The organism is Myxococcales bacterium (assembly GCA_016706225.1).
Taxonomy (GTDB): domain Bacteria; phylum Myxococcota_A; class Polyangia; order Polyangiales; family Polyangiaceae; genus JADJKB01.
Genome location: JADJKB010000021.1, coordinates 811,177 through 832,624, shown reverse-complemented (window position 1 = coordinate 832,624; position 21,448 = coordinate 811,177). Strand labels below are relative to the sequence as shown.

Here is a 21,448-nt window from a genome sequence, read left to right as displayed (position 1 = left end):
GATGTCGAGCAAAGGGCGTCCGTACCGCACCCTCGAGATTGACGGCTTCGAGGTGCTGATTGGACGCGGCGAGCACGAGAACGACGAGCTGACGTTCCGTGTCGCGGAGCCCCACGACCTGTGGCTTCACGTCGGCGGCGGCACTCCGGGCAGTCACGTCGTGATTCGCAACCCCGAACGCGTCGAGGTGCCTCGGGAGGTCTTGCTGCGCGCCGCAGCCTTTGCTGCCTGGTTCTCCAAGGCGCGCAGCAGAAGCCGGGTCGAGGTGCACGTCTGCCGCGTGGCTGACGTCTCGAAACCGCGAGGTGCCCCTGCCGGCATGGTGCAGATTGCTAGGGAGAAACGCCTGAAGGTGGCGCCAGAGAAACCCGAATCCGACGTCTGAGGCCGCTGCGGACATGGGCGCATATCGCCGGGTCCGAGGCCGCGCTACTCTGATCGTTCCGAGAACCCGCAGGAACCGAGGAACAGTTCATGAGTCGATTGGGCGTTTGGGCTGGGCTGATGGCGGTCTTCTTCTTGGTCGGCTGCGGAGGTGAGGACGGGGGGGGCGGCGGCCTGCTGAAGCCCGACGCCGGCGCGGACGGCAACACCGACGACGCTTCCGACGCGGGGACGAATGATGCGTCGGACGACGGCTCGGTCTCCGATGCACCGGACGACGGCAGCACCTCGGATGGCGGCGCCGACACCGGTCCAGGCGACAGCGGCTGCGTGGACACGGCGGCCGCGTGTGCGCTCGCCGACGAGCAGCGCGCCTCGGACAAGCTGAACGGGTTGCTCGGTGATCCCGTCGGCCTGAAACAGTTCCTGACCGCCGTGCCCAAAGGCGGAGATCTTCACAACCACATGTCCGGCGCGGTGTACGCCGAGACCTACATGAGTTGGGCCAAGACCGAAGGGGGTTACTGCATCACGAACAGCACGCTCTCGCTCTCGACCTCGTGCAACAACACGTCCACGACGTCGCCAGTGCCAACGGCCGCTGACGCCCTGTTCTTGCAGGTGGTCAGGGCCTGGTCGATGCAGGACTTCGTGGCGGGGGCCGAGACCGGGCACGATCACTTCTTCGCGACCTTTGGAAAGTTCGGCGCCATCTCCGGAGCGGCGCACCACGCCAAGGGGCTGGCGGACGTGAAGCAGCGCGCGGATAGCGAGAACGCGGTCTACATCGAGCCGATGTTGTACTCGAACTCGACCGCGGGAAATCTCGGTAGCTCGGTCTGGACCGGGGGCACACTGACGACGGCGGACCTGCCGGCCTTCCACGCGGCGTTGCTCGCGAGCAGCGGTTTTGCCGGGGCGAAGTCCGCCGTCATCAACGACATTCAGAACACCGAGTCCGGTGCCGACCAGCTGCTCGGCTGCAAGGGTTCGAACCCCGCGAGCGCGTGCCGCGTGGGCTCGCGGTACATGGTGTACATCTCCCGGAGCGGCAGCGGTCCGGCGGTGTTCGCCCAGATGGTCGCGGCCTTCGAGGCCGCGAAGACCGAGCCGCGCCTGGTGGCGTTGAACCTGGTCGGACCGGAGGACGGTTCCAGTGCCCTGAGCGCTTACGACCGTCACATGGAGATGCTCGGCTACCTGAACGGTCAGTACGCCGGCAAGAGCCCGCTCCACGTCACGCTGCACGCGGGTGAGATCACCACGCAGTACCTCCCGACGAGCTACAAGATCGCCACCATCAACCACATCAGGAAGGCGGTGGAGATCGCCCACGCCGAGCGCATTGGTCACGGCGTCGACGTGCTCGGCGAGACCGACCCGACGGGGTTGCTGACGCAGCTGAAACAGCTCGGGGTGATGGTCGAGATCGGCCTGAGCAGCAACGTACAGATCCTCGAGGTGAGCGGCACCAACCACCCGCTCGCGAGTTACCTGAAGGCGGGCGTGCCCGTCGCCCTCGCGACCGATGATCAGGGGGTCTCACGCTCGAGCATGGCGGGCGAATACCTGCGCGCCGTCCAAGATCAGAAGCTCGACTACAAAACCCTCAAGCTGATGGCCCGCATCAGTCTCGAGAAGTCGTTCTTGCCCGGCACGAGCCTGTGGGTTTCGCTCGACCTGCTCGATGCGGTGGTCGCGTGTGCGCCGACCGCGACCAGCTACTACGGTGACAGCCCGGTCGCGGTGAGCTGTCAGAGTTTCCTCGATGGTAGCGCCAAGGCGGCGATGCAGTGGGAGCTCGAGCGCCGCTTTCGGGAGTTCGAGGCGAAGCAGTGAGGCGTTGGGCGGTCGCGCTGCTCGTGCTGACTGCCGCGTGTTCACCCGCGCCAGAGCCCAGGGACTCGACCGCGGTCGGCGCCGAGGCGCAAAAGGCGAGCAAGCCGCGCTCGAAGCAGGCCAAGAGCGCGGGCGCGAGCGCGGACTCCGGCAGAGCGCCGGACGCCGAGGTCGCAAGGGACGATGCGGACGCTGGACCGACCGAGCCGGTGTATCGCGACCCGCCGCCGGTGGTGGTGCGCCGTCACCACGTCTTTGCCACGCTGTTCGCCCGCGCCGGCAAGCGAGTCACGCTGACGTCTCTCCTGACGACGGCCAGTGACACTCACCCCGATCTCGAGACGGGCACCGAGGTGGCGCTCCAGTTCAAGGCCAAGGGCAGCACCGACTGGCAGGGGGCCGCGCGAGCCAAGGTCGTGTCGATCAAGGACAAGGGTAATCGGGCAATCGGCACCGAGCGGCAGGAGATTTCGGTCGAGCTCGTGAGCGAGGAGCCGAAGACCAAGGCTCTATACCTGCGCGGGGCGCGGGTTCGGTTGGAGGTCGACCGCCCCGAAGCACAGTGAGGCGAGGCGGGGGCTCGGGGACGACCCGAGATTGCGCCGATCACGCTGGCGGCAGGTGCGCCGAGAAGTGAGCGCAATGTCCTGGACGCGGCCGCTGGTGGCCGAGGGAAGTTGTCCCGGCTCGGGGCCTTCGGGCAGCCTTCGCGTTTGGAGGTGCCCATGCCCGCTACCGAGGCGATGAAGCTCTACGCAATTTTCAGCAGCGTGATCGCGCTGCACCTGCTCGTGCTCGCGGGTTGGACGGGAGGAGTGCGCTTCGCCCGCAAGGCCTACGTCAACCCCGAAGACGCGAAGCTGAACAAGGCCGAGCAGGCAGATGTCGACCACCCTGACGTGCAGCGAGTGAAGCGCGCGCACCAGAATGCGCTGGAGAACGCCATCCCGTTCTTCGCGGTGGGTTTTCTGTATGCCGGCGTCGCACCCAACAAAAACGCTGCGCTCGTCTACTTTGCGACGTTCACCGCAGCGCGCGTCCTGCACTCGATCTTCTATCTCTGGGGACGCCAGCCGTTCCGTACGATCGTGTTCGCGATCGGCGCGGCCTGCACCGTCGGCATGGCGGTCCAGGTCATCCGAACGGCGATCTGAACCTACTTCTTCTTCATCGTCGGCGGCGGCAGAGGATCGGGCGGTGGGGGCGGCGGAGGCCGCGGCTTGGTGGTCGGGGGAGGTGGGGGATCCGGTGGTGGCAGATACACCGGGCCCGCGTCGGGTCGGAGGTCCGTCGGTGGCTCTGCGTACTGCGAGGCGTCGGGCTTGGGGTCCATCTCGAGCGGCTGACCCGCGCCCGCGTCTGCGAGTGTCGGGCCCTGGTTCTGGTCGCGCATGTAGGGGGGCGGGAGCGGATCGGGTGGAGGCGGAGAGAGTGGGTCGCAGGCCAAGGGCGAGAGCGCGATGGCTGCGGCCGCGACGGCGCTGATGCGGACGCGTGGTCTCGGGCGCACGACTCCCCGTGCGGCCGTCAAGATCGCGTGACTGGTGTCCGCGACCTCGTCCTCGAGCTTCCGGTTCGCCGCGCTGACCTCCTCGAGCGTGATGTTCGTGAAGTCCTCGAACGCGGCGGGGTCGAGTGAGCGCTCGGACTCCGCAAAGTCCACGATCTCGAGCATGCGGGCGACGGAGTCGTAGTTCACCTTCCGGATCGTCTCGAGCGTGCGCGCGCCCAGCCTCGCGGTCTGCGCCCGCGGGTAGAACTGGCGCAACAAGTGCCAGTAGTACCCGAGGGACAGGTTGGAGTTCATTAGGCCGTCGCAGCGGAAATTGCGGTCGAGGAAGGCGTGCGCAAACACGCGAAACGCACGCTCCGCGGCCGGATCACTGATGTCGTAGTCCCAACCGAAGACGTCACCCACGAGCCGCTGCTCGCGGGCGAGCTTCCGGTGAAGTGGAGTGCCCGGGTAGATCTCGGTGCGGCAGAAGTTCATCGGGACGTCGGCGTTCAGGCGCAAGAACTGCAAGCTCTCGCGCAGCGAGCGGATGCGCGTCTCTGGATCGAAGATCAGCATGTTGAAACAGGCGTAGATGCCGGCGCGCCGCAGGAAGTCCAGCGCGCGCTGGTTGGCGCCGATGTCCACGCCACGACCCAGGGTCTTCAGTCCCTGGCTCGAGCCGGCCTCGATGCCGATGTAGATGCGCAGGATGCCGATCTCGGAGAGCACGCGGAACACGTTGTCGTCGAGATCGTCGGGACGAGCCTTCAGCACGAGGGCGACGTCGTTGACACCGCGCTGCTTCAGGGCGTCACGCAAGCTCTTTGCCCGCGCCAGATCGCGGACGGCGTTGCGCGTGAAGAAGTCGTCGTCGTGAAACACCAGCATGCGGGCGCCGCGCTCTCGGCGTACCAGCGCGATCTCGTCTGCGATGTTGTCGGCGCTGCGCGAGCGATAACGCTCTCCGCCGGCGTCGTCGATGTAGGCGTTGATGCAGCAGAACGTGCAGTGGCCGTAACACCCACGGGTACCGACCAAGAAGGCCGCGGGCACGCCCATGTGCAGCTGCGGCTCGCCGACGCGCTTGGGGAAGGCGATGGCGTCCAGATCCGAGGCCAGCGGGCGAGGGGGCGCAACGTGCAGAGATCCGTCAGCGGCGCGGTGAGCGAGACCCGAGAGGTCGTCCAGCGACACTCCGCGGCCGAGGCGCTCACACAGCTCGACCAGGGTGACCTCGCCTTCGTGCCGTACGACGCTGTCGATGGCCGAGTAACGCTCGAGCACCTCGCGATAACAGAAGGTCGGGAAATGCCCGCCGACCGTCAGGTGCCCGGAATAACCCGATTGGCGCAGCGCCCCTGCCAGATCACCGAACTCTTCCGCCCGGCGCTGGAAGGTCATCGACAACCCGATGAGATCCGGCTTGCTGCGGCGGGCCGCAGCCAAGACCTCGTCCGAGTCGCCTGCGGACGAAAACGCCGCCAGCTCCGGCGTGTGACCGGCGGCCTCCAGGGCAGACGCGAGATAACGAAGAGCCAGGTTTTCTTCCAGCTCTGACCCCACCAAGAGTACCCGCATGGCGAACCTCCGCGCGCGATCGAGCAAGTCGCGTGCCCGAGTCGCGCCGCGCACGGCGTGCGCGCATCTAACCGATCCCCCGAGCCAGAGCTCGCAGCGGATGCGCGCTTTGGTGACCTCGGTGCAGGGGCTGCGCAATTCCGACGTGCTCGATCCGAGGTTGCCGGCTACGATGCGGAGCTCTCGAGACTCGGGTGACGAGCATGAACCAGCTACGGAAGATGTCGTTGCTGTCCGCCTTGTGCCTCGGCTTCGCGGGCTGCGGTGGGGACGACGCCGCAACCTCCGCGGGGTCCGGCGGCTCGGGCGCTGGCACCTCGAGCTGTGGTCTCGGCTTCCTGGGCGATCCGGACAAACCGGTCGAGATGAAGGTCGTCGCTCGGGGAGGGGACAAGATCTCGAAGGAGCTCACGGAGGGCGGCGAGGCGCCGATGATCCTCCCGCCCCAGGGCGGTCGAGTCATCTTCATCGGTGCGCGCGCGACGAACGTCGGACCGTGTGGGGTCGTGCTCACCGGGACGCTGCGCGATCTCGGCTCGGGTCAGATCCGCGTCGACGAGCGCAAGACGAACCTCAAGCCGACGGGCGACGGTTGGGGCATGAGCCTGGACGCCGACATCTCCACTTTCTCCAACATCCCGCTGTGCCCGAACCAGTGGGCCTCGACCGACATGGTGGGCCACACGTTCGAGCTCGAGCTGACCTTGCTGGACAAAGAAGGCCGCACGGCGACGACGAAGATGAACGTGGTTCCTACCTGCGCCGAGCCCGAGAGCCTTGCTGCTTGCCAGTGTGAGTGCAAGATGGGCTATACGCTCGGTCAGACCTGCAACTGACGACCGGTGGGAGAAATGATGCGAGCTTCGTCGCGTAAGAACTGGCTCGGCGCCCTCGCCGTTGTCCTGCCGTTGTGCGCCGCTTTTGCTTGTGGTGGTGGGGACGACACCGCCACGAGCAAACCGAAGAACGACGCCGGCACGGGGGACGCTGGCGACAGCGGCGCGCCCTGCATCGACACCGGCGAGCACCCACTGCCGAGAGGCGAGGTGTTTGCGGCGTACGACTCGAAGCGGGAGCGAGTGGTGTTCTTCGGCGGCGACGTGGGGGTGCCCGTGCAGTGCAACCCAGCGCCAAAACCCACGGGCGAGCTCTGGGTCTACGATGCTCGCTGCAAGACGTTTGCTCAGGTCAATGCCAGCGGGGGTCCAGGACCCCGCGCGCGTGGGCTCGCGGTCTACGATCCAAAGGGCGACCGGTTGGTGGTCTTCGGTGGGCGTTACCGCGAAGCCTCCAGCGGCCCGTACACGGTGTATGCCGACGTGTGGACGCTCAATCTCGAGACGCTGACGTGGCAAGAGCTGCCGACCACGGGAGTGGCGCCGCCTGCACGCAGCAGTGTCGCCGGGGCGTACAACCCGCTGACCGAAGAGCTGGTGTTGTTCGGTGGCAACTCCAGCACCAGCGGGCTGTCCTTCGGACCGCTCGACGACGCCTGGGCGCTCAACCTGGCTACCGGTGCGTGGCGCGAGATCGTGGCCACGGGCACGAAGCCGCCGGCGAGGTTGTTCCACTCTGCGGCGATCGATCCGGCGACGGGGCGTTTGTTCATCCAGGGTGGCGGCGGAGCCGGCGCCTTCCAGGGGCCGTTCATGACGGATCTCTGGTCCCTCGATCCAGCCACCGGTGCATGGACGGAGGAGGATGCCGGCACGGGCACGGCACCAATGGGTCGCATTCATGCGTCACTCACCTTCGACAGCAAACAGAAGCGCGTGCTCTTGTTTGCCGGTCACGACGACGGTGCGGTCGGCAACAACAACGACACCTGGTCGTTCGATCCCGCAACCAAAGCCTGGTCCGGGCTCGTGCCGGCGGAGCAAGTGAAGACGCCCGCCCCGCAGTTCTGCCTGTTCCCACCGGATTTCACGGATGCCAATCTGTCGGCTCCGGATCGACGCTCGGCGCAGCTCGCAGTCTTGGACGAAGCGGGCGGTCGCTGGTTCGTCTACGGCGGCAAGACTGACTGCGGCAACATCGATGACGTCTGGCTGTTCGAGCTGGCCACGAACAAGTGGCAGCGAGAGGTGGAGGCCAGCGTCGGAGAAGCCTGCGTGCGCGGGAAGTTCCCGTCGCAGTGCACGACACTCTGTAACTGAACTCAGCGTTTGCGGCGGATGACACCCTCGGGATCGGGGCGTCGTTCCGACGTCGGCGCGCTCGCGCCCGCTCGGGGTTCATCGCGCTTCGGCGGGTCGGCGGCGACGAACGCAGCCATGCCGGGTTGAGCTTGCTGGGGTGCAGCTTCTGGTTCCTTGGTCACGGCTGGCTCCGGCTCCGCGTCGGGCAGTCCGAGCTTCTTTCGCAGCAGGTCACCCAAGCTACCGAGCGAACGCCCACCCGGACCGGTCGCGCCGGCGAAGTCACGGTAGTTCTTGCGCTCCTCGACCCGAGCGACCCCCACCGCCGAGAACCGGAGTCGTCCGCGGGATGCGTCGCGTGAAACCACGACCACCTGCAGCTCCCGCCCCGCCGGGTAAGCACGCCGGTGATCGGAGCCCGGAGGCAGCCCGAGCTCGTTGTGCGGGATCATGCCTTCACCCTTGGTGGTGCTGACGATCACGCCGCCACCGGTGGCCTTCACCACCACGGCCGCGAGCACCTCGTCCACCTGCACGACCGGCGCTTCCGGGGCCGACGCGCGCGCGCGCATGCTGAGCCGAACTCGTGGTCCCTTGTCGCTTTGCTCGATGGCGAGCACCCGCACTGACACGCGATCGCCGGTGTTGACCACGTCTTCGGTGCGTTCGACGCGCTGGTGAGACAGCTCCGAAATGTGAACGAAGCCATCGAGCCCGCCGATGTCGACCTGTGCCCCGTGGCGGGAGACCGATGACACCGTGCCGTCGAGGTCGGCACCAACGACCAGCGTCTCGAGCACCGAGACCTCCTTGGCGCGGCGCTCGTCTTCGAGCAGCGAGCGGCGGGACAGCACCACCGAGCGCCCCCCGTCTTTGATCTCGAGCACCCTGAACTCGAACGTCTGCCCTTCGTACGGAGCGAGGTCGGCGGCGTAGCCGATCTCGACCTGCGATGCTGGGCAAAACGCCCGCACGCCGCCCACGTCGACCTCGAGCCCACCCTTCACCGCCTTGGTCACGCGCCCCGATACCGGCGCGCCGGAGTCCCGCGCGGTCTCGAGCTGGCCCAGGTCGATGCCCCCTCGACCGAGCGCGATGGCAAGTAACGGCGAGTCCGCGTTGTGATCGACCACGGTCGCCTTGAGCTTGTCACCGACCTTGACGCGCATGTTGCCGTCTTTGTCCTCGAGCTCGAGGCGCGGCACACGCGCTTCTTTGGTGGCGCCGACGTCGACGAACACACTGTCGCCGCTGATCTGGACGACCGTTCCTTCCAAGACCTCGCCGTTCTTCAGCCGGCGGCCGGTGCCTTTGCCAGCCTTGACGGAGGCCTCCATCAAGGAAGCGAAGTCCTCTTTGCTCATGGGGCGCGGAGCATGCCACCCCGTGCGAAGCCTGGAAAGACGTTCGGCTGCCCAAGACCGGGGTGAGCTAAATTAGCTCACGCTTCGATTCGCCGCGAACTTGCGCGGCTCGCGCCCGGGAGTGCAAGGTGCTCGCGCATGCGCGCCCTGTTCTTCCTCGTCCCGCCACTCCTCGCCGCCTGGGCAGGAAACCTGGGCCCGGTCGCGCCCACGAATACAGACCGCCCGGTCGCGATGCCGCTGGCGGACGCCGGGGCCGATGTCCGAGCCGATGCGGAGCGAGGCAGTGACGCACGATCCGACTCGGACGCCCCGCCGCCTCCCGTCCCCGCCTGTGTGAAGGTCCAGAGCCAGGCCATCTTCTCCGGGAGCGGCTACGACCACGTCGTCAGCATCGACAACGGCTGCACGAAGGACGCCGACTGTCAGGTCAGCACCGATCTGGCCACTGACTCCCTCGCGGTCTCCGTGCCTTCGGGGGAGACCCGTGATCTCGTGACCTATCGCGGCTCGCCGTCGTCGGAGTTCACGGCCGACGTCAAGTGCAGCTTGCGCAAGTGAAACCCGCGAGACGGTTCCCATGGTAGCCGCGCGGCGCTAGGTTTCCCGCGTCGATGCCAGCTTCGGAACTGCCCCAGATGTCTGCCGCGCTCGAGCGCCTCGCGCTGCGGGCGGTCAGGGACACTTGGGAAGATCTGAACGCAACCTTCTTTGCTCGGCGCTTGCGGCGTCCGGTCCTCTCTCTGGTCGATGGCGGCGGACAGCTCGGACGCTGGTCCTCGGACGAGCGCACCCTCTGGCTCTCCCGGGAGCTCCTGGCCCGCCATGGCTGGGGCGTCGTCGTCGAGGTGCTCAAGCACGAGATGGCGCACCAGTACGTGGACGAGATCCTCGGGCTGTCCCACGAAGCCGCCCACGGTCCCGCCTTCCAGGAGATCTGCCGCGAGCGGCTGATTGATGCGCGAGCCTCGGGTGTCCCCAGCGGCAGTGCGGCGGTTCACTCCGATCATCGAATGCTCGAACGCGTCGCAAAGCTGCTGGCGCTCGCCGAGAGCTCGAACGAGCACGAGGCCCAAGCCGCGATGGCAGCGGCGCAGCGCCTGATGCTCAAACACAACATCGAACACGTCACCCGGCGCGGCACGGACGTGTACTCCTTCCGTCACGTCGGAACGCCGACCGGTCGAGTCGGTGAACACGAGCGCATCCTGGCGGCCATCATCGGGGACCACTTCTTCGTCGAGGTCATCTGGGTACCGGTCTGGCGACCGCTCGAAGGGCGTCGCGGTAGTGTGCTGGAGATCTGCGGGACCGTGGAGAACCTCGAGCTCGCTGCCTACGTCCACGGCTTCCTGCTTCAGACCTCGGAGCGCCTGTGGCGCGACTACAAACGAGCTCAGCGACTCGGAGCAAACGCGGAGCGTCGAACCTTCCTGTCCGGCGTGATGACGGGGTTTCGCGACAAGCTCAGGAGCGAGCAGAGGAAGCACGCGGCCGAGGGCCTGGTGTGGGTCGGTGATGGCGACCTCGAGCAGTTTTATCGCAGGCGGCACCCGCGTGTGCGCTGGACGCGCTACTCGTGTGGGGCGCGGTCCGAGGCTTACGCACACGGCCGTCAGGCCGGAGCGCAGATCGTCCTGCACCGGGGTGTGCGGAGTGGCCCGGATGGAGCGGTGAAATTGCTGCCCGAGCGCCGTCGATCTTAGCGGCTCGACGCCCGGCTCGTGGGTCGCCACAATGGCGGGAAGTCAGGCAGGCGTATTTTGGAGGCTGGGTTTGGGCGACACTCTACGTGAACGGACGCCGGCGGAAGCCGCGCCGGAGCCGAGCGTCGTGAAGGGGGGAGCCGCCGCGGACTCGGACGAGGAAGGGAGACCCTCGCTGGTCGGCCAGGTCCTCGCGGGTCGCTACCGCATCGGCAAACAGTTGGGCTCCGGCGGCATGGGCGCCGTGTACCTGGCCGAGCACGTGCACATGCGCAAGGTCGTCGCGGTCAAGGTGCTGCACCGCGAGATGACCTACATGCCGGAGGTCGTTGCCCGTTTCGAGCGAGAGGCCGTGGCTGCGGGGCGCATCGAACACCCCCACGTCGCGGCCGCCACGGACTTCGGCCGGCTCGAGGACGGTGCGTTCTACCTCGTGCTCGAGTACGTCGAGGGCAAGAGCCTGCGAGAGCTCCTGGACGAGGGCGGTCCGCTCGCTCCCGAGGTCGCGGCCCACATCGCCGAGCAGATCGCCGATGCGCTGTCTGCCGCGCATGCGGCCGGCATCGTGCACCGCGATCTCAAACCCGACAACGTGATGCTGATTCAGCGCGACGCTGACAGCCATTTCGTCAAGGTCCTGGATTTCGGCATCGCGAAGATCGAGCTCGGTGGCACGCAGAGTCAGCTCACACAGATGGGCAGCGTCTTCGGCACGCCGGAGTACATGGCTCCGGAGCAGGCTTCCGGAACCCCGGTGGATGCGCGCGCCGATCTCTACACGCTCGGCATCATCCTGTACGAGATGCTCACGGGTCGGACGCCCTTTGCCGCCGACGATCTGGTGGTGATCTTGACGCGGCAAATGACCGCCGAACCTGCGCTCTTGCCGCCTGAAATCGATCCGAGCCTGGCGGCGCTCGTGATGCACTTGCTCGTCAAAGACCCCGACCAGCGCCCGCAGACCGCTGGCGAGGTTCTGGCACGGATTCAGGCCTTTGGTCCCATCACCATGGGTTCGACGCCGCTCGTTCAGTCCGCGCCGCTGACACCGTCCCCGCACACGACTCAGCTCAGCGATTCGGGCTCACCCTCGCTCGGGGAGGTCGCGTACGGCGAGACGGTGCTCAGCCTGAGCGGCGACGAGCTGAGCCGACTCTCGGCCTCCAAGGCCGGCGCCAAACCGAAAGGTCCCATCAGTCAGCTGCTGGGCCCCCTCTTCGCGCACGCGCCGATCCTGGGCAAGCCGGTGAACGTCGGAGGGCAAGCGGTTCCGATGTGGGCCATCGGTGCGGCAGGCGTGACGCTCTCCGCGCTGCTGTTCTTCGTCGCCTTTGCTGTGCTCGTGGCGTCCGGCGTCTCGAGCTCGAACCCGAACCCCGCCGCATCGGGCTCGGCGGGCAAGGACGCTGCGCCGGCGGATGACCTCTCTCTGCTCACGAAACGGGCCCACGCCGGCGATCGTGAGGCGATCGGGAAGCTCCAGCTCAGGCCCGACGCCCAGCGGTCCGCCTCTGAATGGCGGGCCCTCGCGCACGGTCAGATCGTGGTGGGCAACGGCAAACAAGGGCTCATTGGCTACAAAAAAGCCCTCAACCTCGAGCCGGCGCTGGCAGACGATGCGGAGTTGACGCGTGACGTGCGGACCCTCGCGCTTGCTTCCGCAACCACGCTCGATGCGCTCGAGCTCGCCCTTGCACACCTTGGCACGCGCGGCGCAGATCTGGTCTACGACGTGTGGAGCCGCACACGGAGCAGCAAGGACTCTCAGGAGGTCGCGAGGGCCGCCAAGGGAGTGCTCGACGGGAGCGCGATTCGCCTCAAAGCATCGCCGGCGCTGTTGATCTACCTAGACCTCGGGAAAGCCAAGGGTTGTCCCGGCTACAAACTGCTGTTGCCCCGGGCGACACAGTCCGCGGACGCACGCTCCGCGAGCAAGCTGAAGAGTCTGACCGGGCGACGCGGCTGCGGCTTCCTGAGCTTGAGCGACTGTTATTCGTGTCTCCGCTCGGGTGACGCCCTCGAACAAGCGGTGAAGGCCGCCGAGGGCCGTCCCGCGCCGAGCTTCGAATGACCGAGGTCAAGCTAGAGCTCCACTCCGCGTTCGCGACGGCCGCGGTCACCGGGACCAATGGCAAGACCACGACCACGAGCATGATCGAGGCGATCGTCGCAGCCAGCGGCGAACACACGGCCCGGGTCACGACGCTTGGCGCGTGGGTGGATGATGAACAGATCGCCGAGGGTCCGACCCTCGAGGCGTTCGCCGAGGCCATCGAGCGCGGCGCACGGGTGGGGATCCGCACGCTTGCGCTCGAGACGACCTCGCGGGCGCTGGCCGAAGGTTTTGCCCACCGCTGGCCCGCGCAAGTAGCGGCGTTCACCAACCTGTCTCGGGATCACCTGGACTACCACGGGGATCCGGAGCACTACCTGGCGTCGAAAGCGCAGCTCTTCATGCTGCTACCGCCGAACGGCGCGGCGGTGTTGAATGCCGGTGATCCTGCGAGTGCTTTGCTGGACGAAGTGACGCCCGAGGGTGTGCGACGTCTGGCGTACGTGGGCGAGCGAACGCACCTCGCTCCGGAGTGTGTACAGCTGCCGCTCGAGCTCGTGGCGGAGCGGACGGAAGTCTCGCGAACCGGCACGCTCGTGCAGCTCGAACGGGGGCCGCTCGCCGATGCACTGGGGGGCAGTCTCTCGCTCGGAGTGCTCGGGGCCCACAACGTCGACAACGCCCTCGCCGCGGCGCTCGTGGCTCACGCCCTCGGTTATTCCGGGGCGGCGATTGTCGAAGGCCTTGCTTGCTTTCGCGGAGTCCGCGGTCGCTTCGAGCGGGTGTACGACGACCCGCTGGTCGTGATCGACTACGCCCACTCACCGGACGCTCTCGAGCGCACGCTGGAGCTGGCTCGGTCCTTGACCAAGTCCGGGCGCGTGATGTGTGTCTTTGGCTGCGGCGGGGGTAGCGACCCCGGAAAACGCTCCGAGATGGGGCGGGTCACCGCGAACCTGGCCGATGTGGTGATCGTCACCACGGACAACCCCCGAGATGAGGACCCAGCGCTGATCGCGGAGGCCGTGATGGCTGGGGCGGTTGCGGCGCGGGAAGAAGCGGTCTCTGGCTCACGTACGTCGAAGCATAGAGAAGTGACCTTGGCCACCGAGCTCGACCGCGAGGCGGCGATTCGGCGCGCGATCGGGATTGCCCGGCCGGGCGAGGGTGATATCGTCGTCGTCGCCGGAAAGGGCCACGAAACGACGCAGTGGATCGGTGAGCGCAGCTTCCCGTTTGACGACGCGGAGGTTGCCCGTGCGGCGTGTCGCGAACGCTTCGAAAGGCAGGATGGGTGATGAAGATCGATCGTGAGAAGTTCTTGGCCCTGGCGTTTTTCACCGGGGCGGTCTGTGCCTCGGGCTGTTACGTGGACAGCGGCCCACCGCGAAACCAGCAACCGCCGCCCGGCCAACCGCCGCCCGGCCAACCGCCGCCCGGTCAGCCGCCGCCGCAGGCGATGCCTCCGCAAGCCGCGAATCCGGGTCAGCCCGCAGCGCAGCCGGGAGCACCGGGTGCCCAACCGAGCGCGCAGCCCGGAGGCTTTCAGTTTCCGCCTGGCTTCCAGCCGCCGCCCGGCTGGCAGCCGCCGCCGGGTTGGACTCCGCCCGCCGGAGGCTGGACGCCACCGGCCGCCGAGGGTGGCACCGCCCCGCCGCCACCCGCGGGCGAAAAGTAGCTCGACCGCGAGACCATTTTCGCGAGCTCTACTTCCGAACTCGCCTCGACATTCCCGAGCGCGAGCGCGTGGCTGACCTGGAACGGGAATTTTCCGGCGTCATCCAGCCGTTGAAGTTCAGTCGCAACGACCAGGGTTTTCGCCTGGACATGTGGATCCTCTCGAACTGCCAGCTGCTCGAGCGGCAGCTCGAAGTCACACCGGACGGGATGGTCGACCGCCGTGACACCGTCCGTGCCGCCGACATTCCGTTCTACGAAGGGCTCATGTGGGGCGAGCACGACGGCGTGCTGGTCCCGATCGAGTGAGGACATTCCATGACGTTCGAGCAGTGCAAGATGGGGCTGTTTACTGGGGTTGATCTGTTCGAAGTGCGCTCGCTCGATGTGCTGCTTGGCACCATCGCCGCATCGGCGAGCCCGGCCACACACTGGGGGCAGGACGAGCGAGTGCGCGAGTTGTTTGACGCGGAGACGATGCTAACCTGGGTGAGCCGTCAGAGACCGGCGCCGAACCCCGGCATCGCGCGCAAACGGGCACCGGCGTGGAGCGGTGACATCGTCAAGCTAGACGACGGGCTGTGTTTCCTCGCCATCGAGTGGGCCAAGCTCGGTGATGCAGAGGTCGAGCTACCTTACTCGTTGGCTGAGCAGCTGGCCGCGGTCACGAGGCCGGTGTTCGCCTACGTGCAGCCCGTCTTCACCGGCCACGGCAAGCTGTGGAACCAGGTTGCCGTGCGCGATGCGCGCAACTTCCGCAAGGCGGGGCCCCGCGGGGTGAGCTCTCGGACCTGGTTCGGCGCCGAGCTGGTCGAGGTTCTCGGGGAGGACTTTTTGCGCGGAATTCCCGGCGTGGTGACAGAGTCGGCGGGCGGAGGCTTCAGGGTTGATCTGCTCGACTCGCCCTGGTCTCAGCCGCCCTCGGACCTCGTCCGCTCACAGAAGCTCGTGATGACGTATCTGGCGCCCGCCGGCGTGTTCGGTGACTATTCCGAGTTCAACAAGGCCAGGCCCGGCTCCGCCTGGCGGCTTCCGGTGGGACGATGAGCCTGTTGCGGGAGCAGCTGGTCGACGCGGCGCGGCAGCGGCGGCCCTTGACAGGCGTCGAGCTGGGGGAGGTCGACCTGTCGGAGGCACAGCTCGACGGTAGCGAGCTGCGATGGCTCAAGGGCAAGGGAGCAAACCTCAGAGGAGCCTTCCTCGGTGGGGCGCGGCTAATCGAAGCCGAGCTGGATGACGCCAACCTCGAAGCTGCACGGCTCGACTGCGCCGAGCTGGGCATGGCGCGTCTCGTCGGCGCCAAGCTGGTGCGTGCGTCGCTGCGCTCCGCCAACTTGGTCTTGCTGGAGGCCGCGGGCGCCGATCTCGAGGCCGCCGATCTCGAGGGCGCGCAGCTAAGGGGGGCGGGGCTGAACCGTGCTTACCTGGGTGATGCGCAGCTGATTGGGGTTGACGCGCCGCAGGCTTCGTTCGTCGAAGCCGATCTGACCCAGGCTGATCTCTCGGGAGGCAATTTTGAGGAAGCTGATTTCACCCGCTGCAACTTGATCGCCGCCAACCTGACTCGCGCCAACCTGCAGGGCGCCGACCTCACCGGCGCCAAGCTCGCGGGAGTCACCTGGACCGACTGCAAGCTCGACGGCGCGAAGTTCGATCCAGGTTCTCATCCTGCGGCACCCTGATCGGGGGGAGCGCGTCGGGCCCGCTGTGACTCGGGCCTCTCTCACCCGACCCCGGCGCCGGTCGAGATCACCGAGGGGCGCCCATCTTGTGTCGCAGGGCGACGCTTGCTGGCAACGCTTGACCCGACCTCCGGGGGGCCCTATCCTCCCATCCGGTCATCCTGATGACCAGATGACATGCCCACCGTCGACTCCACCGTCGAGCTTTTGCACCTGTTCGGGGATGCCACCCGGGTGCGGCTGCTCGCGCTCTTGAGCGACGCTGAGCTCTCCGTCGCGGAGCTGACCAGCATCACCGAGCTGCCGCAGTCGCGCGTCTCCACCCACCTCGGCCGACTCCGGGAGGCGGGCCTGCTCAGGGATCGCAAGGTCGGCGCGTCTACCCTGTACGCGGTCAACGACGCGTCGATGCCGCGGGAGGCGGGTCGTGTGTGGGAGCTCGTCCGGGCAGACATCGACGACACGCTGCTCGAAGCGGACCGCGCGCGTCGTGAGCGAATGCGCCGCGCTGCGGGCAGTACCTCGTGGCCGGAGTCCATCGCCGGCGAGATGGAGCGTCACTACTCTCCCGGTCGCACCTGGGAGGCAACGGCTCGAGCGTTCCTCGGTTTCCTGAAGCTCGGAGATGTGCTCGATCTCGGTTCCGGCGACGGCGCCATCGCGGACCTGTTGGCGCCACGCTCCAGCAGCATCACCTGTGTGGATCGCAGCGAGCGCGTCGTCGAGGCGGCGCGTCGCCGCCTGGCGCACCATCCGAACGTGAGCGTCGTGGTGAGCGACATGCACTCACTGGAGCTCCCGGACGCGAGCTTCGACCAGGTGCTCTTGCTCAACACTCTCACCTACGCGGAGCAGCCCGACCGGGCGCTCTCGGAGGCCTCGCGTGTGCTGCGTCCGGGTGGAACGCTGGCGCTGGTCACGCTGGCCGCACACTCACACGGTGACGTCACGGCCGCCTACGGGCACGTTCGCGCGGGCTTCGAGCCCAAGGCGCTCGGGCGCCTGCTCGTGCAGGCCGAGCTCGACGTCATCCAGTGCCAGGTCACGTCGCGGGAGCGCACGAAGCCGTACTTCGAGGTCGTCACTGCGTTCGCGACTCGGCCTGACTCCGAGAGCGAGCAGCGCGCCGGCAAAAACGCGCCGAAGGCCCCAAGAACCAGGCCTTCGGCTGGCAACGCCAGCCACCGATCCGCACCCCGAGCCCGGAAGTTCCTGACATGAACGACACGTCTTCGTTGCTTCGAAAACTCGCCCAAGAACGCATCCTCGTCCTCGACGGCGCGATGGGCACCGCGATTCAGGCTTACTCCCTCGGCGAGGCCGACTTCCGCGGTACACGCTTCGCGAGCCACCCGCAGGACTTGAAGGGCAACAACGACCTCGTCGTACTGACGCGGCCGGACGTTGCACTCCAGATCCACGAGGCCTACCTGGCAGCGGGCGCCGACATCATCGAGACCAATACCTTCAGTGCTCAGGCCATCTCTCAGGCGGACTACAGTCTGGAGAGCGTCGTCTACGATTTGAATGTCGAGGCCGCGCGCATCGCAAGACGGGCCGCCGCCAAGTTCAGCGACATGACGCCGGACCGGCCCCGCTTCGTGGCCGGCGCCCTCGGACCGACCACCCGCGCGCTCAGCCTCTCGCCCCGGGTGAACGAGCCCGGGTTCCGTGCTGTGAGCTTCGACCAGGTGCGGGATGCCTACGCGGAGCAGGTCCGGGGACTGCTCGACGGCGGCGTCGATCTGCTGCTGATCGAGACCATCTTCGACACGTTGAACGCGAAGGCCGCCATCTATGCCATCGAGGACGTGTTCGAGGCGCGTGGCGCCCGCGTCCCGGTGATGCTGAGTGTCACCATCACGGACAAGAGCGGGCGCACGCTCAGCGGGCAGACGGTCGAGGCGTTCTGGACGAGTGTGGCCCACGCGAACCCGATCTCCGTCGGCGTGAACTGCGCCCTGGGCGCTCAGGAAATGCGGCCCTACATGGCGGAGCTCAGCCGGGCCGCGCCGGTGTTGCTCTCGTGTTACCCGAACGCGGGGCTGCCGAACGCCTTTGGTGAGTACGACGAAACGCCCGACCAGACGGGCCAGTTTCTCGCCGAGTTCGCCAAGGATGGCCTGCTCAACATCGTCGGCGGCTGCTGCGGTACGACACCAGAGCACATCAAAGCGATCGCTGAGAGGGTGCGCGGCATCGAACCCCGCGCGGTGCCGAGCATCACGCCGGCCACGCGTTATTCGGGCCTCGAGGTCCTGACCATCGACTCGTCTTCGAACTTCATCATGGTCGGAGAGCGCACCAACGTCACTGGCAGCAAGAAGTTCGCGAACTTGATCAAGGCCAACGACTACCAGAAGGCCCTGGAGGTTGCTGCAGAGCAGGTCCGGAGCGGCGCGAACGTCATCGACGTCAACATGGACGAGGGCATGCTCGACTCCGAGGCGGCCATGACGCTGTTCTTGAACCTGATCGCCAGTGAGCCGGAGATCTGCCGAGTGCCGATCATGGTCGACAGCTCCAAGTGGAGCGTGATCGAAGCCGGTCTCAAGTGTGTTCAAGGCAAGGCCATCGTCAACTCGATCAGCTTGAAAGAGGGTGAGGCTGATTTCCTGGAGAAGGCCAAGAAGGTTCGGCGTTATGGCGCCGGCGTGGTCGTGATGGCGTTCGACGAGACCGGGCAAGCCGAGACCCAGGAGCGAAAGTTCGAGATCTGTCGCCGTGCCTACGAAATCCTGACCAAGCAGGCCGGCTTCCCGCCGGAGGACATCGTGTTCGATCCGAACATCTTCGCGGTGGCGACGGGCATCGAGGGCCACAACCAGTTTGCGATGAGCTTCATCGAAGCCACCCGGGCCATCAAGGCCAACCTGCCCGGGGCCAAGGTGAGCGGCGGCGTGAGCAACCTGTCGTTTTCGTTCCGGGGCAACGATGCGGTACGCGAGGCGTTTCACTCGGCGTTCTTGTTTCACGCCATCCGTGCGGGCATGGACATGGGCATCGTCAACGCCGGTCAACTGGTGGTGTACGAACAAATCGGGAAAGAGCTGCTAGAGCGCGTCGAGGACGTGCTCTTCGATCGCCGCGCGGACGCCACCGAGCGCATGGTGGAGATCGCCGAGACGGTCAAAGGCAGCGGGAAGAAGCAGGAGAAGAACGAGGAGTGGAGGAAGCTGTCGGTCGAGGAGCGCATTCAGCACGCTCTCGTCCACGGTGTCGTCGACTACATCGAGGCGGATGTCGAGGAGGCGCGTCAAAAACTGGCGCGGCCGCTCGACGTGATCGAAGGCCCGATGATGACGGGCATGGGAGTCGTCGGTGACCTGTTCGGTGCGGGCAAGATGTTCTTGCCACAGGTCGTGAAGAGCGCGCGGGTGATGAAGCGCGGTGTCGCGCACCTCGAGCCCTTCATGGAAGCCGAGAAGGCCAGGCTCGGTTCCAGCAGACCGCACGCGAAGATCGTGATGGCCACGGTCAAGGGCGACGTCCACGACATTGGCAAGAACATCGTGGGGGTCGTGCTCGGCTGCAACAACTACCAGGTCGTGGATCTCGGAGTGATGGTGCCGGCCAACAAGATCCTCGATGCCGCGGTCGAGGAGAAGGCGGATCTGATCGGGCTCTCGGGGCTGATCACCCCCAGCCTCGACGAGATGGTCAACGTGGCGCGCGAGATGGAGCGGCGGCAGATGAAGCTCCCGCTCCTGATTGGGGGAGCCACCACCAGTCGCCAGCACACTGCGGTGAAGATTGCGCCGGCCTACTCTCAGGAGGTGGTCCACGTGCTCGACGCGTCCCGGGCGGTGAACGTCGTCTCGAGCTTGATGGACGCTCCGGCGCGCGCGGCGCTCGACGTGAAGAACCGCGCTGAACAGGAGCAGCTCCGGCGCATTCACCAGAACAAGCTCGACAAACCCTTGCTGTCGCTCGCGGACGCCCGAGCGCGGCGCCCGGCGCTCGAATACTCGAAGACCGCCCCGCGGCCCGCCTTCGGCGGTGTGCACACGCTACGCGACCAGCCGCTGCTCGACATCGCGAGTTACATCGACTGGACGTTCTTCTTCACGGCCTGGGAGCTGCCCGGGAAGTTCCCCGGGGTGCTCGACGATCCGCGCTACGGCGCGGCAGCGCGCGATCTGTACGAAAACGCCCAGACCGTGCTCCGGCAAATCACCGCCGGGAAACTCCTGTGTGCGAACGCGGTGTACGGCTTCTGGCCGGCGGCAAGCGACGGCGACGACATCGTGCTGTTCGACGACGAACAGCGCCGTCGAGAGGTCTGCCGCTTCAACATGCTGCGGCAGCAGCTCAAGCACGACGCTGGTCCGTGCCGGTCCCTTGCGGACTTCGTGGCCCCGATGGGCAGCGGAGTGGACGACTGGGTCGGCGCGTTCGCGGTCACGGCGGGGATCGGCGAACGTGAGCTGGCGGACCGGTACACCAAGGCCTTGGACGACTACGACTCGATCATCGTGAAGGCGCTCGCGGATCGGCTGGCCGAGGCGTTTGCCGAGTATTTGCACGAGCGGGTGCGGCGCGAGTGGGGATACGGCAAGGGTGAGCACCTCAGCAACAAGGAGCTGATCGACGAGCGCTACCGGGGCATCCGGCCGGCGTTTGGCTATCCGGCCTGCCCGGACCACAGCGAAAAGCGCAAGCTCTTCTCACTGCTCGAGCCGGGCCAGGTTGGAATCACACTCACCGACAGCTTCGCGATGCTGCCGGCGGCCAGTGTCAGCGGGCTCTACCTGTCACACCCCGACGCCCGGTATTTCAACGTCGGTCGGGTTGGTAAGGATCAGGTCGAGGACTACGCCCGGCGCAAGGGGGTTGGTGTGGAGCAGGCCGAACAGTGGCTGCACCCGAGCCTCTCCTATGAACCTGCCCCGTCGGTGCGGCCGCTGCCGGCCCCAGCCGACGCCCGTGCGCCGCGGGTCTGAGCGCAACGAGCGGCTCCCGCTCGTCGCCTCAGGTCTCGAGGAACTGCTGCGGATCCTTCTTGAAGCGAGTGACACAACCCTCACAGCAGAAGTGATAGGTCTTGCCACCCAGCTCGACCTTGGGTGAGTCGGTCTTGACCACAAAGACGGAGTTGGTCACCGGACAGCGGGTGCGGTCACCGAGCTTGGCTTCACTGATCGGCACGATGGGCCGCTCTGCACTCCCGGTGTCGTGCGAGCCGCAGTTGCACCCGGTTGGAGCTTCTGCCTTTGGTGCTTCTGCCTTCGGCGCCTCGGCCGGACCGCAGTTCGCGCCGCAGCCGCAACCTCGTGCGCCCTCGCCGTGGGCCGCTGCTGCCTGGCCGCACGCGCCTGCGGGCTGTTCTTCCGCCTGCATGCCGCACGCACCCGGCTGAGGGGTGGCTGCCGCGCTCTTCACACCCGGTGAGCGGCTCGCCGGTGCGACTGCCGGTGCGGGGGAGAGTGCCTCTGGTTTCACACGCTCGTCGTTCTCACACGCAAGGAGCATGAAGTTGCACAACAGGAGCGCGGGGATCGTGAAGATGCTGCGGGCCATCGGAGACCCGGA

At 66.9% G+C, this 21,448-nt stretch carries 19 protein-coding genes; 16 read left to right on the top strand and 3 right to left on the bottom strand.

Annotation, left to right across the window (positions count from 1 at the left end; translation table 11 throughout):
* Position 1 precedes the first annotated feature (1 nt).
* The 4 genes from IPI67_28410 (at position 2) to IPI67_28395 (ending at position 3,377) form a co-directional block, all read left to right on the top strand.
* A complete protein-coding gene (locus tag IPI67_28410) occupies positions 2-385 on the top strand; it encodes a DUF814 domain-containing protein (GenBank protein MBK7584109.1) in 384 nt (127 codons plus the stop codon).
* A gap of 89 nt (positions 386-474) precedes the next feature.
* Positions 475-2,223 carry an adenosine deaminase gene (locus tag IPI67_28405; GenBank protein MBK7584108.1) on the top strand — a complete coding sequence of 583 codons (1,749 nt, stop codon included), beginning with the start codon at positions 475-477 and terminating at the stop codon, positions 2,221-2,223.
* Positions 2,220-2,789, top strand: a complete 570-nt coding sequence (locus IPI67_28400; protein MBK7584107.1) for a hypothetical protein — start codon at positions 2,220-2,222, stop codon at positions 2,787-2,789. Before IPI67_28405 ends, IPI67_28400 begins: the two co-directional genes overlap by 4 nt.
* Positions 2,790-2,948: 159 nt before the next feature.
* The gene (locus IPI67_28395) at positions 2,949-3,377 is read left to right on the top strand and encodes an MAPEG family protein (protein ID MBK7584106.1); all 429 of its coding nucleotides are present in this window, start codon (positions 2,949-2,951) and stop codon (positions 3,375-3,377) included.
* Between the two features lie 2 nt (positions 3,378-3,379).
* Here the strand turns inward: IPI67_28395 and IPI67_28390 are convergent, their stop codons facing one another.
* On the bottom strand, positions 3,380-5,296 hold the full coding sequence (locus IPI67_28390) for a cobalamin-dependent protein (protein ID MBK7584105.1): 1,917 nt from the start codon (positions 5,294-5,296) through the stop codon (positions 3,380-3,382).
* 203 nt (positions 5,297-5,499) lie between these two features.
* On the opposite strand from IPI67_28390, the gene IPI67_28385 reads away from it, so the two are divergent.
* Together IPI67_28385 and IPI67_28380 are read left to right on the top strand one after the other, a co-directional pair.
* On the top strand, positions 5,500-6,132 hold the full coding sequence (locus tag IPI67_28385; GenBank protein MBK7584104.1) for a hypothetical protein: 633 nt from the start codon (positions 5,500-5,502) through the stop codon (positions 6,130-6,132).
* Between the two features lie 15 nt (positions 6,133-6,147).
* Positions 6,148-7,452: a hypothetical protein gene (locus IPI67_28380; GenBank protein ID MBK7584103.1), complete on the top strand. Its 1,305-nt coding sequence runs from the start codon at positions 6,148-6,150 to the stop codon at positions 7,450-7,452.
* A gap of 2 nt (positions 7,453-7,454) precedes the next feature.
* On the opposite strand, the gene IPI67_28375 is transcribed toward IPI67_28380, so the two are convergent.
* Entirely contained in the window at positions 7,455-8,798 is a 1,344-nt protein-coding gene (locus IPI67_28375; GenBank protein ID MBK7584102.1) for a S1 RNA-binding domain-containing protein, read from the bottom strand.
* Positions 8,799-8,936: 138 nt separating this feature from the next.
* Here IPI67_28375 and IPI67_28370 point away from each other — a divergent pair, with 138 nt between their 5' ends.
* From IPI67_28370 to metH, 10 genes are all read left to right on the top strand, one after another.
* Positions 8,937-9,359, top strand: a complete 423-nt coding sequence (locus IPI67_28370) for a hypothetical protein (protein MBK7584101.1) — start codon at positions 8,937-8,939, stop codon at positions 9,357-9,359.
* A 77-nt stretch (positions 9,360-9,436) separates the two neighbouring features.
* Positions 9,437-10,504 (top strand): DUF2786 domain-containing protein, encoded by a 1,068-nt coding sequence (locus IPI67_28365; GenBank protein MBK7584100.1) that lies wholly within the window; start codon positions 9,437-9,439, stop codon positions 10,502-10,504.
* A gap of 70 nt (positions 10,505-10,574) precedes the next feature.
* Positions 10,575-12,575, top strand: coding sequence for a serine/threonine protein kinase (locus IPI67_28360; protein MBK7584099.1), 2,001 nt, complete (start codon positions 10,575-10,577; stop codon positions 12,573-12,575).
* Entirely contained in the window at positions 12,572-13,855 is a 1,284-nt protein-coding gene (murE, locus tag IPI67_28355; protein ID MBK7584098.1) for a UDP-N-acetylmuramyl-tripeptide synthetase, read from the top strand. Before IPI67_28360 ends, murE begins: the two co-directional genes overlap by 4 nt.
* Positions 13,855-14,235, top strand: a complete 381-nt coding sequence (locus IPI67_28350; GenBank protein ID MBK7584097.1) for a hypothetical protein — start codon at positions 13,855-13,857, stop codon at positions 14,233-14,235. The genes murE and IPI67_28350 overlap by 1 nt, the downstream gene beginning before the upstream one ends.
* Before the next feature lie 68 nt (positions 14,236-14,303).
* Entirely contained in the window at positions 14,304-14,543 is a 240-nt protein-coding gene (locus IPI67_28345) for a hypothetical protein (protein MBK7584096.1), read from the top strand.
* A 9-nt stretch (positions 14,544-14,552) separates the two neighbouring features.
* Positions 14,553-15,281 (top strand): hypothetical protein, encoded by a 729-nt coding sequence (locus IPI67_28340; GenBank protein ID MBK7584095.1) that lies wholly within the window; start codon positions 14,553-14,555, stop codon positions 15,279-15,281.
* A complete protein-coding gene (locus tag IPI67_28335) occupies positions 15,278-15,916 on the top strand; it encodes a pentapeptide repeat-containing protein (GenBank protein MBK7584094.1) in 639 nt (212 codons plus the stop codon). Before IPI67_28340 ends, IPI67_28335 begins: the two co-directional genes overlap by 4 nt.
* Before the next feature lie 177 nt (positions 15,917-16,093).
* A complete protein-coding gene (locus tag IPI67_28330; GenBank protein ID MBK7584093.1) occupies positions 16,094-17,137 on the top strand; it encodes a metalloregulator ArsR/SmtB family transcription factor in 1,044 nt (347 codons plus the stop codon).
* A complete protein-coding gene (gene metH, locus IPI67_28325) occupies positions 17,134-20,859 on the top strand; it encodes a methionine synthase (GenBank protein ID MBK7584092.1) in 3,726 nt (1,241 codons plus the stop codon). Before IPI67_28330 ends, metH begins: the two co-directional genes overlap by 4 nt.
* 28 nt (positions 20,860-20,887) lie before the next feature.
* Here the strand turns inward: metH and IPI67_28320 are convergent, their stop codons facing one another.
* Positions 20,888-21,436, bottom strand: coding sequence for a YHS domain-containing protein (locus IPI67_28320; protein MBK7584091.1), 549 nt, complete (start codon positions 21,434-21,436; stop codon positions 20,888-20,890).
* Positions 21,437-21,448: the final 12 nt, after the last annotated feature.